Source organism: Diaminobutyricimonas sp. LJ205, assembly GCF_009755725.1.
Taxonomy (GTDB): domain Bacteria; phylum Actinomycetota; class Actinomycetes; order Actinomycetales; family Microbacteriaceae; genus Ruicaihuangia.
This window is the reverse complement of record NZ_CP046619.1, coordinates 741,945-756,561: the sequence shown is the minus strand read 5'-3', so window position 1 is coordinate 756,561 and position 14,617 is coordinate 741,945. Positions and strand designations below refer to the sequence as shown.

General features: G+C 66.1%; 15 protein-coding genes. 4 read left to right on the top strand and 11 right to left on the bottom strand.

Features of this window, described 5'->3' with window-relative positions; translation table 11 throughout:
* Positions 1 to 140 precede the first annotated feature (140 nt).
* Together GO591_RS03680 and GO591_RS15855 are read right to left on the bottom strand one after the other, a co-directional pair.
* Positions 141 to 962: a PP2C family protein-serine/threonine phosphatase gene (locus tag GO591_RS03680; RefSeq protein WP_157155575.1), complete on the bottom strand. Its 822-nt coding sequence runs from the start codon at positions 960 to 962 to the stop codon at positions 141 to 143.
* On the bottom strand, positions 959 to 1,558 hold the full coding sequence (locus tag GO591_RS15855; RefSeq protein WP_232466256.1) for an FHA domain-containing protein: 600 nt from the start codon (positions 1,556 to 1,558) through the stop codon (positions 959 to 961). The genes GO591_RS03680 and GO591_RS15855 overlap by 4 nt, the downstream gene beginning before the upstream one ends.
* A 176-nt stretch (positions 1,559 to 1,734) precedes the next feature.
* Between GO591_RS15855 and GO591_RS03670 the strand changes: the two genes are divergently transcribed.
* From GO591_RS03670 to GO591_RS03660, 3 genes are read left to right on the top strand one after another with little or no spacing between them, the layout of a single operon-like run.
* On the top strand, positions 1,735 to 2,199 hold the full coding sequence (locus GO591_RS03670) for an Lrp/AsnC family transcriptional regulator (protein ID WP_157155574.1): 465 nt from the start codon (positions 1,735 to 1,737) through the stop codon (positions 2,197 to 2,199).
* Positions 2,200 to 2,201: 2 nt separating this feature from the next.
* Entirely contained in the window at positions 2,202 to 3,602 is a 1,401-nt protein-coding gene (locus GO591_RS03665) for an aspartate aminotransferase family protein (protein ID WP_157155573.1), read from the top strand.
* Positions 3,603 to 3,648: 46 nt separating this feature from the next.
* Positions 3,649 to 4,977 carry an NAD(P)/FAD-dependent oxidoreductase gene (locus GO591_RS03660; RefSeq protein WP_157155572.1) on the top strand — a complete coding sequence of 443 codons (1,329 nt, stop codon included), beginning with the start codon at positions 3,649 to 3,651 and terminating at the stop codon, positions 4,975 to 4,977.
* A 4-nt stretch (positions 4,978 to 4,981) separates the two neighbouring features.
* Here GO591_RS03660 and GO591_RS03655 read toward each other — a convergent pair whose 3' ends face one another.
* Positions 4,982 to 6,184: a DUF4192 family protein gene (locus tag GO591_RS03655; protein WP_157155571.1), complete on the bottom strand. Its 1,203-nt coding sequence runs from the start codon at positions 6,182 to 6,184 to the stop codon at positions 4,982 to 4,984.
* 79 nt (positions 6,185 to 6,263) lie between these two features.
* Positions 6,264 to 7,229, bottom strand: a complete 966-nt coding sequence (locus GO591_RS03650; RefSeq protein WP_157155570.1) for an aldo/keto reductase — start codon at positions 7,227 to 7,229, stop codon at positions 6,264 to 6,266.
* A gap of 96 nt (positions 7,230 to 7,325) precedes the next feature.
* Here GO591_RS03650 and GO591_RS03645 point away from each other — a divergent pair, with 96 nt between their 5' ends.
* Entirely contained in the window at positions 7,326 to 7,889 is a 564-nt protein-coding gene (locus tag GO591_RS03645) for a methylated-DNA--[protein]-cysteine S-methyltransferase (protein ID WP_157155569.1), read from the top strand.
* A gap of 128 nt (positions 7,890 to 8,017) precedes the next feature.
* On the opposite strand, the gene GO591_RS03640 is transcribed toward GO591_RS03645, so the two are convergent.
* The 7 genes from GO591_RS03640 to GO591_RS03610 all read right to left on the bottom strand — a co-directional run bounded on the left by GO591_RS03640 (position 8,018) and on the right by GO591_RS03610 (position 14,616).
* The gene (locus tag GO591_RS03640) at positions 8,018 to 8,767 is read right to left on the bottom strand and encodes a YaaA family protein (protein WP_157155568.1); all 750 of its coding nucleotides are present in this window, start codon (positions 8,765 to 8,767) and stop codon (positions 8,018 to 8,020) included.
* Positions 8,768 to 8,854: 87 nt separating this feature from the next.
* On the bottom strand, positions 8,855 to 9,115 hold the full coding sequence (locus tag GO591_RS03635; protein WP_157155567.1) for a F0F1 ATP synthase subunit epsilon: 261 nt from the start codon (positions 9,113 to 9,115) through the stop codon (positions 8,855 to 8,857).
* Between the two features lie 2 nt (positions 9,116 to 9,117).
* Complete coding sequence (gene atpD / locus GO591_RS03630) at positions 9,118 to 10,578, bottom strand: F0F1 ATP synthase subunit beta (RefSeq protein WP_157155566.1); 1,461 nt, start codon at positions 10,576 to 10,578, stop codon at positions 9,118 to 9,120.
* Positions 10,579 to 10,600: 22 nt separating this feature from the next.
* Positions 10,601 to 11,500 (bottom strand): F0F1 ATP synthase subunit gamma, encoded by a 900-nt coding sequence (locus GO591_RS03625; protein WP_157155565.1) that lies wholly within the window; start codon positions 11,498 to 11,500, stop codon positions 10,601 to 10,603.
* Between the two features lie 101 nt (positions 11,501 to 11,601).
* Complete coding sequence (gene atpA, locus GO591_RS03620) at positions 11,602 to 13,239, bottom strand: F0F1 ATP synthase subunit alpha (protein WP_157155564.1); 1,638 nt, start codon at positions 13,237 to 13,239, stop codon at positions 11,602 to 11,604.
* 22 nt (positions 13,240 to 13,261) lie between these two features.
* Positions 13,262 to 14,056 carry a F0F1 ATP synthase subunit delta gene (locus GO591_RS03615; RefSeq protein ID WP_157155563.1) on the bottom strand — a complete coding sequence of 265 codons (795 nt, stop codon included), beginning with the start codon at positions 14,054 to 14,056 and terminating at the stop codon, positions 13,262 to 13,264.
* Between the two features lie 2 nt (positions 14,057 to 14,058).
* Positions 14,059 to 14,616, bottom strand: coding sequence for a F0F1 ATP synthase subunit B (locus GO591_RS03610; protein WP_157155562.1), 558 nt, complete (start codon positions 14,614 to 14,616; stop codon positions 14,059 to 14,061).
* Position 14,617 lies beyond the last annotated feature (1 nt).

The following is a 14,617-nucleotide window of genomic DNA, read 5'->3' as shown; positions in this document are numbered from 1 at the left end:
CGTGAACCCCGGTAGGACTGGTGGCTGGGAAGGAAGTCTGCGCAAACGATTCCCCCTCGCTGAACCGGCCCGGACGCGTCTATTCTAGGCAACCCCGGCGACGCCGCTGTGGGCACCACCCCGAACAGGGGGCAACTTCATCAGCGGCCGGTGGGCGCGGTGTCCTCGGGCAGTTCCTCGGGCGCGTCAAGCACGTCGACGATCACCACGGTCACATTGTCGCGACCGCCACCGGCGAGCGCCGCTTCCACCAGCGCGTGCGCGGTCGGCAGCGGAGGCTCGCGACGCGCCAGCACCCGGGCGATCTCGTCGTTGGTGACTTCCTTGGTGAGCCCGTCGGAGCAGACCAGAATGCGTTGGCCGGTGCGGGTCGGCACCATCCAGTAGTCCGGCTGCGGCGGTGCGCCGAAGCCGATGGCCCGGGTGATCACGTTGCTGTCGGGGTGGGTCTCCGCGTCCGCTGCGCTGAGGAGCCCGGCATCCACCATCTCCTGCACGACCGAATGGTCCACAGTGATCTGCACCAGGCGGTCAGCCTCGTACAGGTAGACCCGACTGTCCCCCACGTTGAAGAAGGCGAAACAGGGCTGGTGACCCTGCATAGCCAGTGCGACTCCGGTGACGGTCGTTCCCACGCCGAGCCGGCTCTGGTCGCTCACCCCGTCGATGTCGCTGGTGGCGTCGATGAGCGCCGCGGTGATCTGCTCGGGGGTGAGGAAGTCGGTCACGGCCATCTCAGCCAGCCTGGAGACGACGGCGTCACTGGCGAGGTCCCCGGAGGAGTGCCCTCCCATGCCGTCCGCCACCGCGAAGATCGGCGACTGGGCGATGGAGGAGTCCTCGTTGATCGCCCGGCGGAGGCCGGTGTCGGTCGAGCTCGCCCAGGACAGGCGAATTTGCGCATCCTCCGCCCCTGGCACGGTCAGGGCGAAGTCGGCAATGTCGTGGCCGATCTGTGTCACGAGGCCTTTCCTGAAGGTTGGGGGTTTACTTCCCGAATGTTCGTGGGAAGAATCTCGACAATATTGCCATCCCCGATGTCGATTAACGAGCCGGGGGTGACCACCATCGATTCACCCTGACGCAGTTTACGCTGAGCATTGCCCGGAACGCTGACGGTTGTGCCATTGGTCGATTTGAGATCGGTGACCACGACAGCCCGGCCGGATGCCCGCAACTCGATGTGCGTGGATGACACTTCTCCACGAGGGGACGGGACCGCGAGCAGGCGCACCGGGCCCGCGGCGATCCGCGGCGGCGCAGGTTTCCGGCCGATCAGGGCGGGCGTGTCAAGCAGGTACTCCTCGCCGTCCGGCATCCGGAACCGGTGATCGGCTACCGGGGCAGCCTCCGGACGGCGCGCTGCGGCGGTGGGTGCCCCGCGGACCGAGCCCCGGACGGTGTCCTCGAGGTCGCGGATGCCGAGCAGGCCAGGGTCGAGCAGAACGGTGTCCTCATCGGCGGTGGAATGTCCGGGCGCGTCCGGCGGGCTGGGACGCAGGATGGTGTCCTCGGTGTCGCGTTCGCGGTCTGGCGATTCAGGGTCGTAGCTGTTCACTCGCGGAGGTAACTCATCACGTGGGAGACCGGCGACGACGCGCAGGTGCGGTTGGCCATACCCCACAGACTATCGAGCTGCTCGATCCGGGGCGCAACCATCGATTTCAGTGGTGGAAACGCCTTCCAGATACGGATTCGCTTGAATGAGACCACTCTCACTGACAGAATCGAGGCATGGCGGCCAGGAAACCCAATCATCTCGACGACGTCTCGAAGGCGATCGTCGAGCAGCTGCAGGAGGACGGGCGCCGGTCCTACGCGGAGATTGGGAAGGCCGTCGGGCTGAGCGAAGCGGCGGTGCGGCAACGAGTGCAGAAGCTCACCGAGGCGGGCGTGATGCAGATCGTGGCAGTCACCGACCCGATGCAGCTCGGTTTTTACCGCCAGGCGATGATCGGCATCCGGGCCACTGGCGACACCACAAAGCTTGCCGAAACGCTCGGGGAGATGCCCGCTGTCGACTATGTCGTGTTGACCGCAGGCAGCTTCGACCTGCTCATTGAGGTGGTCTGTGAGAACGACGACGACCTCATCGAACTGCTGAACAAGCAGATCCGAACGCTCGATGGCGTGCAGTCCACCGAGACCTTCGTCTACCTCCGACTGCACAAGCAGTTCTACAACTGGGGAACGCGATAACCATGACGACCGAACAACTCGTCGAGACATCCGATCACAGCCTGATGCAGCAGAAGGCCAAGGATCACCTCTGGATGCACTTCACCCGGCAGTCGGCGCTCGAGGACGGTCACCCGGTGCCCATCATCACGCGCGGCAAGGGCCACCACATCTGGGACTCGACCGGCAAACGCTATTTCGACGGGCTGAGCGGCCTGTTCGTGGTCAACGCCGGGCACGGCCGCAAACGGCTCGCCGAAGTCGCCGCGAAGCAGGCCGAGGAACTGGCGTTCTTCCCGCTCTGGTCGTACGCGCACCCGGCGGCGATCGAGCTGGCCGACCGGCTCGCCGACCACGCCCCTGGCGATCTGAACCGGGTGTTCTTCTCCACCGGCGGCGGCGAAGCGGTGGAGACCGCCTTCAAGCTGGCGAAGTACTACTGGAAGCTGCAGGGTCGCCCCACCAAGCACAAGGTGATCTCGAGGGCCATCGCTTACCACGGCACCCCGCATGGCGCGTTGGCGATCACCGGCATCCCGGCGATGAAGGAAATGTTCGAGCCGGTCACGCCCGGCGGCTTCCGGGTGCCGAACACGAACTATTACCGCGCCCACGAGATGGGTTTCGACGGGTCGCTCGAAGAGTTCGGCTTGTGGGCCGCCAACCGGATCGAGGAAATGATCCTGTTCGAGGGCCCGGAGACGGTCGCCGCGGTGTTCCTGGAGCCGGTTCAGAACAGCGGCGGATGCTTCCCTCCCCCGCCGGGCTACTTCAAGCGCGTGCGCGAGATCTGCGACCAGTACGACGTGCTGCTGGTCAGCGACGAGGTCATCTGTGCCTTCGGTCGTCTCGGCAACATCTTTGCGTGCGACACCTACGGCTATGTGCCCGACATGATCACCTGTGCAAAAGGCATGACCAGCGGTTACTCGCCGATTGGCGCGACGATCGTCTCGGACCGCGTGTACGAGCCGTTCAAGCATGGACAGACCACGTTCTACCACGGGTACACCTTCGGCGGGCACCCGGTGTCGTCGGCCGTGGCGCTGGCGAACCTGGACATCTTCGAGGAGGAGAAGCTGAACGAGCGCGTTCGCGAGAACTCGCCGATCTTCCGCTCCACGCTGGAGAAGCTGCTCGACCTGCCCATCGTCGGGGATGTCCGCGGCGACGGCTATTTCTTCGGCATCGAACTGGTGAAGGACAAGTCGACGCGGGAGACGTTCTCCGACGAAGAGTCCGAGCACCTGCTGCGCGGGTTCCTGTCACGCGCGCTGTTCGAGGCCGGGCTGTACTGCCGTGCCGATGACCGCGGCGACCCGGTCGTGCAGCTGGCGCCGCCGCTGACCTGCGGGCCGGCCGAGTTCGACGAGATCGAGCAGATCCTGCGCGGGGTGCTCTCCGAGGCGTGGAGCCACCTCTGAGCGGCGTCGTCTAACGCCGTCCCCTGAGCACGGGCCTCCGACCACGATGGACAGGTACCGCGAACTGTCGTTCTGGCACGATACGGTTGACGATGACCTGACCCCGAGGCCCTCGCTACCGGGCAACCTGTCGGCGGATGTCGCCATCATCGGCGGCGGGCTCACCGGCCTCTGGACCGCGTACTACCTGCTGCGCGCCGACCCGACCCTGACGGTCGTCGTGCTCGAACGGGAGATTGCCGGCTTTGGCGCATCCGGCCGCAACGGCGGGTGGTGCTCGGCCCTGTTCCCGGCATCGCCGACGGCGCTGGAACGGCGGCACGGCAATGCGCAAGCCCTGGCGATGCGCCGCGCGATGGTGGACACGGTCGGTGAAGTCGGCCGGGTCACCGCGGCCGAGGGGATCGACTGCGACTTCGCCCGGGGCGGCACGGTCGCGTTCGTGCGCTCCCCCAGCCAGCGCAGGCGGGCCGTTGCAGAGCGGGCTGAGGCGGAGCGCTTCGGCGAGACCCGCATCCTGGATGATGCGGCCCTGTTCAATCCGGACTGCGCCCGGCTGCACCCGGCGAAGCTTGTGCGCGGTCTTGCCCGGGTGATCGAGCACCGGGGCGCGACCATCTACGAGCGGACGGCGGTGCTCGGCTGGACGCCCGGTTCGGTGCGCACCACCCACGGCACGGTCACCGCGTCGCAGGTGGTGCTGGCCACCGAGGGCTACGGCGCCGGCCTGCGGCAGAGTCATCGCGACCTCCTGCCGCTCTACTCGCTCATGTTCGCGACCGAACCACTGTCGGCATCTTTCTGGGACAGTGTCGGCATCGGCCCGGGACAGACCTTCACCGACTTCCGGCATCTGCTCGTGTACGGCCAGCGGACCGCGGACGACCGTATCGCGTTCGGTGGACGCGGCGCGCGCTACCACTGGGGCAGCAGCATCAGCGCCGCCTACGACCGGGTGCCCAGAGTCTTCGAGCACCTGCGTCGGGCGCTCCACGATCTGCTGCCCGGGTCGGAGACGGCGAAGATCACCCATCGCTGGGGTGGGCCGCTCGGCATCCCGCGGGACTGGCATGCATCGGTCGGATTCGATCCGCGCACCGGGATCGGCCGGGCCGGCGGCTACGTCGGCGACGGACTGAGCACCACGAATCTCGCGGGACGCACCCTCGCCGACCTGCTCACCGGCCGTGAGTCCGAGCTCACCGGCTTGCCATGGGTCGGACACGCCTCCCGCCGTTGGGAGCCGGAGCCGCTGCGATTCGCCGGCGCCAACCTCGGATTGATCGGAATGGCAGCGGCTGACGTCGAGGAACGGCTCAGCGGGCGGCCCTCGATCATCGCGCGAGAGATCGGCCCGTTGATCGGTCGCCGTTGACCGGTCACTGAGCGACACGTGGATCCTCGTCCTGGTCGAGGCGTTGATCATCGGCGGCGAACGCCCATTCTGGTAGCCGGCCGGAGGCGAACAGTTGCCGCAGCAGGGTGGCCATGCCGTATTCGGCGTCAATCTCCAGGGCACGGACGATGAGCAGGGCGGCTGACGTGCCCCGGCCCAGCGCCCAGTTCAACCAGGCGAGCATCACCAGCGGGGCAGGCCGGGCGGCACGCGGCGCAACGGTGGCGAGCCACTTGAGCAGGTGCACGGCTTGCTCGATCCGGCCTGGGTCCGGCCGCGGAGCATCACCGAGCAGCCGGCGGCTGGCCTCTTCGATCACCTCGTCGACGGTGTGATCGGAGGCGTAACGGAGGTTGCTGTCAAGCACGGCCTCTCCGATCTTGATGCCCCACGCGAATTGCAGCATCACCGCGTCGCGGGTCGGCGGGTGCTGAACGCAGAACAGCAGTCGCGCGCATGCAGCCGGGTTGAGCGCCTCCGGGCCGGCATGAAGCGCCGCCTCGAACATCAGCATCGGATCGTCGAGGCCCGCCTCAAAGTCGTCGAGAACGGCTGCCCTGTCATCAAGGTCTGACCCGGCGTCATCGATCGCGGTGTCGGGATCCTCGAGATAGGCCTCGACATCCGCCTCGAAGCGTTCGATGCGTCGCGTCAGGTCGCGCAGTGCTCGACCGACCTGCTCTTTCACCACGAGGTCAGCGTCGGGCAGCCGAGCGCCGTCCGCGGCATCCGGAAGCTCCGCGTCAATGAGATCGTTCACCGGCGACTCGGCAACCTCTCGCAGCGGGCGAACCGCGAGATCCGGATCGAGGTAGCTGGCCCAGCCGTCAGCCGCATGACAGAGCGCATCGCGGACCTGGAAGCCGGACAGGCGGGCGCGTCGGATCAGCGCTCGCGCGAAGCCCAGCTGGGCAACCGGGCCGTCGCCGATGAGTTCGTCGGTGTAGACCACCGGCACCAACGCGTCGACGCCGGGAATCTTGCAGAGCATGCCGACGATGGTGAGCGCCATCGCCTTATGGACCTTCGGCGATGTGCTGTTCGGCAGATCGAACCGCATGGCGCCGCAGGTCCGTTTGCCGCGGAAGGCAACCAGCACGACGCTGTTGCGGGGCTGGAATCCCGCCAACTGCGGCACCAGAGCGAGAAAGTCCTGCGGTTGTTGTGCTTTGACGACTGTGGGCATGCGGCCAGCGTGCGCCGGTCGCTCACTGTCCGTCGAGCGCGCGCTGGCCGCTGTGGAGAAAAACCGGCCTGTGGAGAACTCAGCTGACGGCGAAGATCTCCGAGATGGTCAGGACCTCGTCGGCCGACGGCTTCCACGCGGTGCCAGCCTCGGCGTTCTGGCGAATCTGCTCGGGCGTGGTGGCGCCGGCGATCACGCTGGTAAGTCCCGGCTGGGCGAGCAGCCAGCCGAAGGTGCCCTCGAGCATGCCCACCCCGCGTTCGGCGAGGAACGCCTCGTACTTCTCGATCGCGTCCCACGGGGCGTTCTGGAACAGGTGTGGACGCTGTCGCATGATCCGCGTGTCCGCCGGGCCACCACTGCGGCTGAACTTGCCAGTGAACAAGCCGTTGTAGAGCGGGAACCAGGGCAGGAAGCCGAGTCCGTACTCGTTCACGGCGGGAAGCACCTCGCGTTCGGCGTCGCGCGCGAGCAGGCTGTACTCGTTCTGCGCGGAGACGAACTTCGGATGCCGGTACAGCTCGGCCTTCAGCTCGGCGTCGGCGAGTTGCCAGCCGGCGAAGTTCGAGTGCCCGATGTAGCGCACCTTGCCCTCACGGATGAGGTCGTCGAGCGCGTGGAGGGTCTCTTCGATCGGAGTGAGTGGATCGGGCGTGTGCAGCTGGTAGAGGTCGATCCAGTCGGTCTGCAGCCGGCGCAGCGAGCCTTCCACGGCTTGCCGCACGTACCTCCGCGATCCCTTCGCACCCCAGTGCAGCAGCGGTGACTCGTAGTCGGTGTGCCCGAACTTCGTGGCCAGCACGATCTGGTCACGGCGCCCGGCCAGCGAGTGACCCATCATGGCCTCGCTGCGGCCGTACTCGTAGCCGTAGATGTCGGCGGTGTCGAAGAAGGTCACGCCCGCATCGATCGCCGCATGGATGACGGCGTCGGTGCCCTCCTGCGTCTCGGTCTTCGTGCCCGGGCGGCCGAAGTTGTTGCAGCCGAGGCCGACTGTGCTGACACGGAGGCCGGAGCGGCCAAGGTTGCGGTATTCGATAGTCACCGTCCTATCCTCCCCGACCGGCAGGGTGGCCGCGTCTTCCGCAAGGGCAGGCCGGCCAGGTCCACGATGCCGGATGCCGCGGCTACCGTCTCGCGCATGACAGAGTCACTCAGCCCACCAGCCCCTCCAGCCTTCCTCCGCCGCCTCGACAGCCCACTCGGCCGGGTGGAGCTCACCGCCAACGGCGACTACATCACCTCGCTGTCGATCGAGAGGGATCACACCCTGCCGCATGACCACCTCGACGAATGCGGGAATCGGCTGATCGATCGCGCCGCTCGGCAGGTCTCGGAGTACTTGATCGGCTCGCGTCGGGCGTTCACCCTTCCTGTCGAGCTGGGCGGCACTCCGTTCCAGAAGGCGGTCTGGCACAAGCTCCAGTCGGTCAAGTGCGGACAGGTGACTTCCTACGGTGCGATCGCCGCCGCTATCGGACATGCGGCCGCCGGACGGGCCGTGGGGGCGGCGGTCGCCGCCAACCCGATCCCGCTCATCGTTCCGTGTCACCGGGTACTGGGCGCGGGACGGATGGTTACCGGGTACAGCCAGGGCAGCGGGGTGGCCACCAAACTGTGGCTGCTCGAGCACGAACGCATCCATTACAAGGTCAGCGCGCTCACGTCGGCGGGTGAAGACGCGGCCACGCCAGTGAAGATGTGACCGCGGCCGGTGACGAGCTGGCCTCCGCCGGATGACCGCCGCCCCGGCAGCACTCGGCGCCGTAAGCGTTGAGCCCGGCGCCGTGAACGTTGAGTCCGGCGCAGTGAGCGTTGAGCCCAGCCGGCCGTTTAGACGACGAGCTCGAGCTCGCCCGCCGCCCCGGGCGCCAGCCGGATGCCTGCGGCCTCCGCCCACTCCTGCAGCGAATCGAGACTCTGGTGATCGATCGCGGCGCTGAGCAGGGCGCGCACGAACTCGCCCTTGCCCTTCTTGTTGAAGTGATTGAGCGCCCGACGGGTGCCATCTGGCCCTTCGGAGACCACCCGGACGAACCAGGATCCAGCTGGCGCCGGCCCCAGGTGCACGTACGCCTCGGAGCGCAGGTCGAGCACGAGCGGATTGGTGTCCACGGCCGTGTGCAGCGCTTCGGCGACTAGGGCGGACCAGTGCCGCTTGAGACTCAACCCGGGCAACTTGGAGTCGTGCGACATCCGGTACGCCGGGATCGGGTCAAGGGCGCCGATCGGGCCGAACAGTGCTGAGTGGATGACCAGGTGCTCGCTGGCGAATACTCGCGCCCGGGGTGACAGGCTCGGGGCATCCAGTGCGTCGTAGAGCACTCCCGTGTAGCGGTCGACCGCGGGAAGCAGCGGCGAGGAGTCGACGGCACGGTTACGGTCGACCTCGTCGTGCTGGGTGCGGCCGAGTTTCAGTGCGCGGATGCTGGCCTCGCGATCCGCCGAGAGTGTGCGGAGGCCCTCAAGCGCTTCGGTGCGGATCGCCTGCAGTTCGGGGAACCGCAGCGCATCGAGCCGGAGTGAACTGCCGTCCGCTCCGCCGTCGCGTTTGGTTTCAGACGGAGGAAGCAGAACAAGCACCGAACGAGCCTAATCCCCTGCTGGTTGGTGAAACGACAAAGCCCCGGGAGCGCGGCTCCCGGGGCTATGTGATGTTCAGCTACTGGCTCAGACCAAGTGGGCAGCGCCAGCGAGAAGGGTAACGGTGTCGTGCTCGACGGAAAGGAATCCGCCATCCGCCTTCGCCGTCACCACGTCACCAGCGGTCGTGGTCACGCGCACGTCACCCTCGGCGAGGATCGCGAGGATCGGTTCGTGACCAGGCAGAATACCGATCTCACCCTCAGTGGTGCGGGCGATGATCTGCTTCGCCTGGCCCGACCAGACCTCACGGTCAGCCGAGACGACGCTCACCTTGAGCTCGGCCATGCTTAGCCGTTCTCCTTCTGGATCTTGGCCCACTTCTCTTCGACGTCGGTGATGCCACCGACGTTGAAGAACGCCTGCTCGGCGACGTGGTCGAAGTCACCGCGAGCGATCGCGTCGAACGACTCGATGGTGTCCTTCAGCGGAACGGTCGAGCCCTCGACGTTGGTGAACTTCTTCGCCATGTAGGTGTTCTGCGAGAGGAACTGCTCGATGCGGCGCGCACGCGACACCGTGACCTTGTCCTCTTCGGAGAGCTCGTCGACACCGAGGATGGCGATGATCTCCTGCAGTTCCTTGTTCTTCTGAAGGATCTGCTTGACCGTGGTGGCCACGCGGTAGTGGTCCTCGCCCAAGTAGCGGGGGTCCATGATGCGGCTGGTCGAGGTCAGCGGGTCGATCGCCGGGTACAGACCCTTCGACGCGATCGCACGCGACAGCTCGGTGGTCGCGTCAAGGTGCGCGAAGGTGGTTGCCGGGGCCGGGTCGGTGTAGTCGTCAGCGGGCACGTAGATGGCCTGCAGCGACGTGATCGAGTGACCACGCGTCGAGGTGATGCGCTCCTGCAGAACGCCCATCTCGTCGGCGAGGTTCGGCTGGTAACCCACAGCGGACGGCATACGGCCGAGCAGCGTGGAGACCTCGGAACCGGCCTGCGTGAAGCGGAAGATGTTGTCGATGAACAACAGCACGTCCTGCTTCTGCACGTCGCGGAAGTACTCCGCCATGGTCAGCGCGGAGAGGGCGACGCGAAGACGCGTTCCCGGCGGCTCGTCCATCTGGCCGAAGACAAGTGCGGTCTTGTCGAAGACGCCTGCCTCATCCATTTCGTGGATCAGGTCGTTGCCCTCACGGGTGCGCTCGCCGACACCGGCGAACACCGATACACCACCGTGGTCCTGCGCAACGCGCTGGATCATCTCCTGGATGAGCACGGTCTTACCGACACCAGCACCACCGAAGAGGCCGATCTTCCCACCGAGCACGTAAGGCGTGAGGAGGTCGATCGACTTGATGCCGGTCTCAAAGAGCTGGGTCTTCGACTCGAGCTGGTCGAAGGCCGGCGGACGACGGTGGATGGGCCAGCGCTCGGTGATCTCGACGGTCTCGCCTGGCTCAAGGTTCAGGATGTCACCGGTGACGTTGAAGACCTTGCCCTTGGTCACGTCGCCGACAGGCACCGAGATGGCTGCGCCGGTGTCGGTGACCTCCTGGCCACGCACGAGGCCGTCAGTCGGCTTCAGCGCGATGGCGCGCACGACGTCGTCGCCGAGGTGCTGCGCGACCTCGAGCGTCAGCTCGGTGGACACGTTGCCAATGGTGATGGTCGTCTTGAGCGCGTTGTAGATCTCGGGGATCGAGTCGTGGGGGAACTCAATATCCACGACCGGACCTGTCACACGGGCGATACGGCCGACGCCGGCAGCGGTCTCAGCTGCGACCGGCGCGGTAGCGGTGTCAGTCATTCGTTCTCTCTCCTGTGGGTTGCTACTTCGCCGAGGCGAGGGCGTCAGCGCCGCCCACGATCTCGGAAATCTGCTGGGTGATCTCGGACTGGCGGGCGTTGTTCGCCAACCGGGTGTAGTCGCGCACGAGGTTGTCGGCGTTGTCGCTGGCCGACTTCATTGCCTTCTGACGGGCCGCGTGCTCGGATGCCGCGGACTGCAGCATCGCGTTGAAGAGCCGGCTCTCGATGTACACCGGAAGCAGCGAGTCAAGCACCGCGTCAACCTCGGGCTCGAACTCGTACAGCGGCAGCACGTCGGTGTCACCGGGCTCTTCGACGCCCTCGACGACCTCGAGCGGGAGGAGACGAACGACCTGCGGAACCTGGCTGACCATGCTCACGAAGCGGTTGTAAACGATGTGGATCTCATCGACGCCACCCTCGCTGGCGGGCTGCACGAACTTCTCAACCAGCGCCGCACCGATCTCCTGCGCAGTCTCGAAGACCGGCTGGTCGGTGCCACCGGTCCACTGCCGCTCGGACTCGCGGTGGCGGAAGGAGAAGTACCCGACGGCCTTGCGGCCGACGAGGTAGTACACGACATCCTTGCCTTGGCTGCGAAGCAGGCTCGCGAGCTCTTCCGCTTCCTTGATCGCTCCGGAGCTGAAGGCACCGGCGAGACCGCGGTCGGACGTGAAGATGACGATCGCGGCGCGTTCGATCTTCTCGGGCTCGGTGGTCAGGATGTGATCGACGTTCGAGAACGTCGCAACAGCCGACACCGCACGAGTCACGGCGCGCGAGTACGGGCCAGACGCGGCCACGCGCTGCTGGGCCTTGGTAATCCGTGAGGCCGAGATCAGCTCCATGGCGCGGGTGATCTTCTTCATCGTCTGGGCAGACTTGATCTTCTGCCGGTAGACCCGAAGTTGCGCTCCCATGTGTCTCTTTCTTTTCCTAGGTATCCGTCGGACATTCTCGCTGGTCGAGCTTGACGTTTTCCGCCAAGGCTCGACCAGCGAGCTGGCCATGGGGGTCGGTCTTAGCGACGACCCTTGACGATCTTCTCCTGGTCGACTTCTTCAGCGGCGAGCTCTTCGAACTCTTCGCGTCCGACCGACAGGAGCGGCTTGCCCTCGCCTGTCTGGAATTCGAGCTTGAACTTGTCGATCTCGCTGTCGAGGGTCGCCACGGTGTCGTCGTCGAGCACGTTCGTGTCGCGCAGCGTGGTGAGAACCTGGGTGTTGCGACCCAGGTAGTCGAGCAGCTCGCGTTCGAAGCGCAGGATGTCTTCGACCGGAACCTCGTCGAGCTTGCCGTTCGTGCCTGCCCAGATCGAGACGACCTGGTCCTCGACCGGGTACGGCGAGTACTGCGGCTGCTTGAGCAGCTCGGTCAGGCGGGCACCGCGGGCGAGCTGACGCTTCGACGCAGCATCCAGGTCGGATGCGAACATCGCGAACGCCTCGAGCGAGCGGTACTGGGCGAGCTCGAGCTTGAGCGTTCCAGAGACCTTCTTGATCGACTTGACCTGGGCGTCACCACCGACGCGCGACACCGAGATTCCGACGTCGACCGCGGGACGCTGGTTGGCGTTGAAGAGGTCGGACTGCAGGAAGATCTGGCCGTCGGTGATCGAGATCACGTTGGTCGGGATGTACGCCGAGACATCGTTCGCCTTGGTCTCGATGATCGGAAGACCGGTCATCGAGCCTGCGCCCAGCTCGTCGGACAGCTTTGCGCAACGCTCCAGCAGGCGCGAGTGCAGGTAGAAGACGTCACCGGGGTAGGCTTCACGCCCCGGCGGACGACGCAGCAGCAGCGACACGGCACGGTAGGCCTCAGCCTGCTTCGACAGGTCATCGAAGACGATGAGCACGTGCTTGCCCTGGTACATCCAGTGCTGGCCGATGGCCGAACCGGTGTACGGCGCGAGGTATTTGAAGCCGGCCGCGTCAGACGCGGGCGAGGCGACGATGGTGGTGTACTCCATGGCCCCGGCGTCCTCGAGGGCGCCCCGCACTGCGGCGATGGTCGAACCCTTCTGGCCGATCGCGACGTAGATGCAGCGAACCTGCTTGTTTACATCGCCCGACTCCCAGTTCGCCTTCTGGTTGATGATGGTGTCGATCGCAATCGCGGTCTTACCGGTCTGGCGATCGCCGATGATGAGCTGGCGCTGGCCACGGCCGATCGGGATCATGGCGTCGATCGCCTTCATTCCGGTCTGCAGCGGCTCGTGCACGCTCTTACGCTGCATGACGCCGGGCGCCTGCAGTTCGAGGGCGCGGCGACCGTCGGTGGCGATCTCGCCGAGTCCGTCGATCGGGTTGCCGAGCGGGTCGACAACGCGGCCGAGGTAGCCCTCGCCGACCGGGACCGAGAGGACCTCGCCGGTGCGAGTGACTTCCATGCCTTCTTCGATGCCGGCGAACTCGCCGAGCACAACGACACCGATCTCGTTCTCGTCGAGGTTGAGCGCGAGGCCCAGCGTCCCGTCGGCGAACTTGATGAGCTCGTTGGCCATGACGCCGGGAAGACCCTCGACGTGCGCGATGCCGTCGCCGGCGTCGGTTACGTGGCCAACCTCGGTGGTGGCGACGCCACCAGGCTCGTAGGACTTGACGAAGTCCTTCAGCGCATCGCGGATCTCATCCGGGCTGATCGTGATATCTGCCATGTTCTTTCCTATTCCTTGGCTGTTAGCCAGCGAGCTGAAGTCTGAGGTCGTTGAGCTTCGACGCGATGCTGCCGTCGATCACGTCGTCGCCGACGCGTACGCGCAGACCGCCGAGGATCGACGGGTCTACGACCTGGTTGATGCGCAGCGACTGCCCGTACTGGGCGGCGAGCGACTTCTCGAGTCGCTCGAGCTGTGCCGGGCCGAGTGGGGACGCGGTCGTCACGGTGGCCACCGCGAAGCCGCGCTGGTCGGCGACGATCGCGGATGCCTCCCGCACGAGCGCCGCGATGCGGCGGTCGCGCGGCTGCTGCACGAGGTGCTCGAGGATCGCGATCGTCTGCGCGCTGGCCTTGCCTGCGAGCAGCTGGCTTACCAGTCCGGCCTTGGCCGACGGGCTGCCCAGCTTGCTGCTGATGGCCAGTTCGAGTTCCGCGTCGGAAGTCACGGCGCTTCCGAACGCGAAGAGCTCGGCGACGATGTTGGTGTCCTCGGGAGCGGACTCGGCAGCTGCCCGGAGGGCAAACTCCTCGACGCCTGCAAGCAGGTCATCGTGGCTGGACCAGCGACCCGAGACGAGCGCGCTCAGCAGCTCGATCGCAGGCGGGTTCAGCGAGCTGAACACACGAGCGACGATGGACTGCTTGGCTGTCGGCTCTGCGGCAGGGTCCGCGAGAGCAGCACGCAGCTGGGAGGAGTTGCCGAGCACGCGGCCTGCAGCAAACAGCTGCTCGGCCGTTGCCAGATCGGCGTTGCCCGACTGGGCGGTGAGCACCGCCTGCGCGTTCGCGAGTGCTTCTCTCGTTGCGGAACCCATTGCTACCTGTTCGCCTTTGCCTTCTCGTCAGCCTCAAGGTCGGCAAGGAAGCGGTCGACGATTGCCGATGCCCTCTTGTCCTCGCTCAGGCTCTCGCCGATAACACCGGACGCGAGGTCGATCGCGAGCGTGCCAACCTCGGAGCGCAGTGAAACGAGAGCCGTCTGGCGCTCTGCCTCAATCTGCGCCTGCGCGGTCTGAGTGATCCGCGCGGCCTCGGCCGCTGCCTGCTCCTTGAGCTCGGTGAGGATCTTCGTGCCGTCCAGACGTGCCTGCTCGCGGATCTTCGCCGCCTCAGCGCGCGCCTCAGCGAGCTGCTTGTTGTACTCGTCGAGCGCTGCGGCGGCCTCGGCCTGTGCAGTCTCGGCGAGCTTCATTCCGCCTTCGATCGCGGCGCTGCGCGCATCCAGGGTCTTCTGCATACGAGGAAGGACAACCTTCCAGAACAGAAACAGGATGAGCGCGAACGGGATCAACGACCAAATGATGTCGTAATCGGCCGGGAAGAGGGGATTTGGGGTCGCCTCGCTCTCGGCTGCGTATACCAGTTCGGTGAGCATC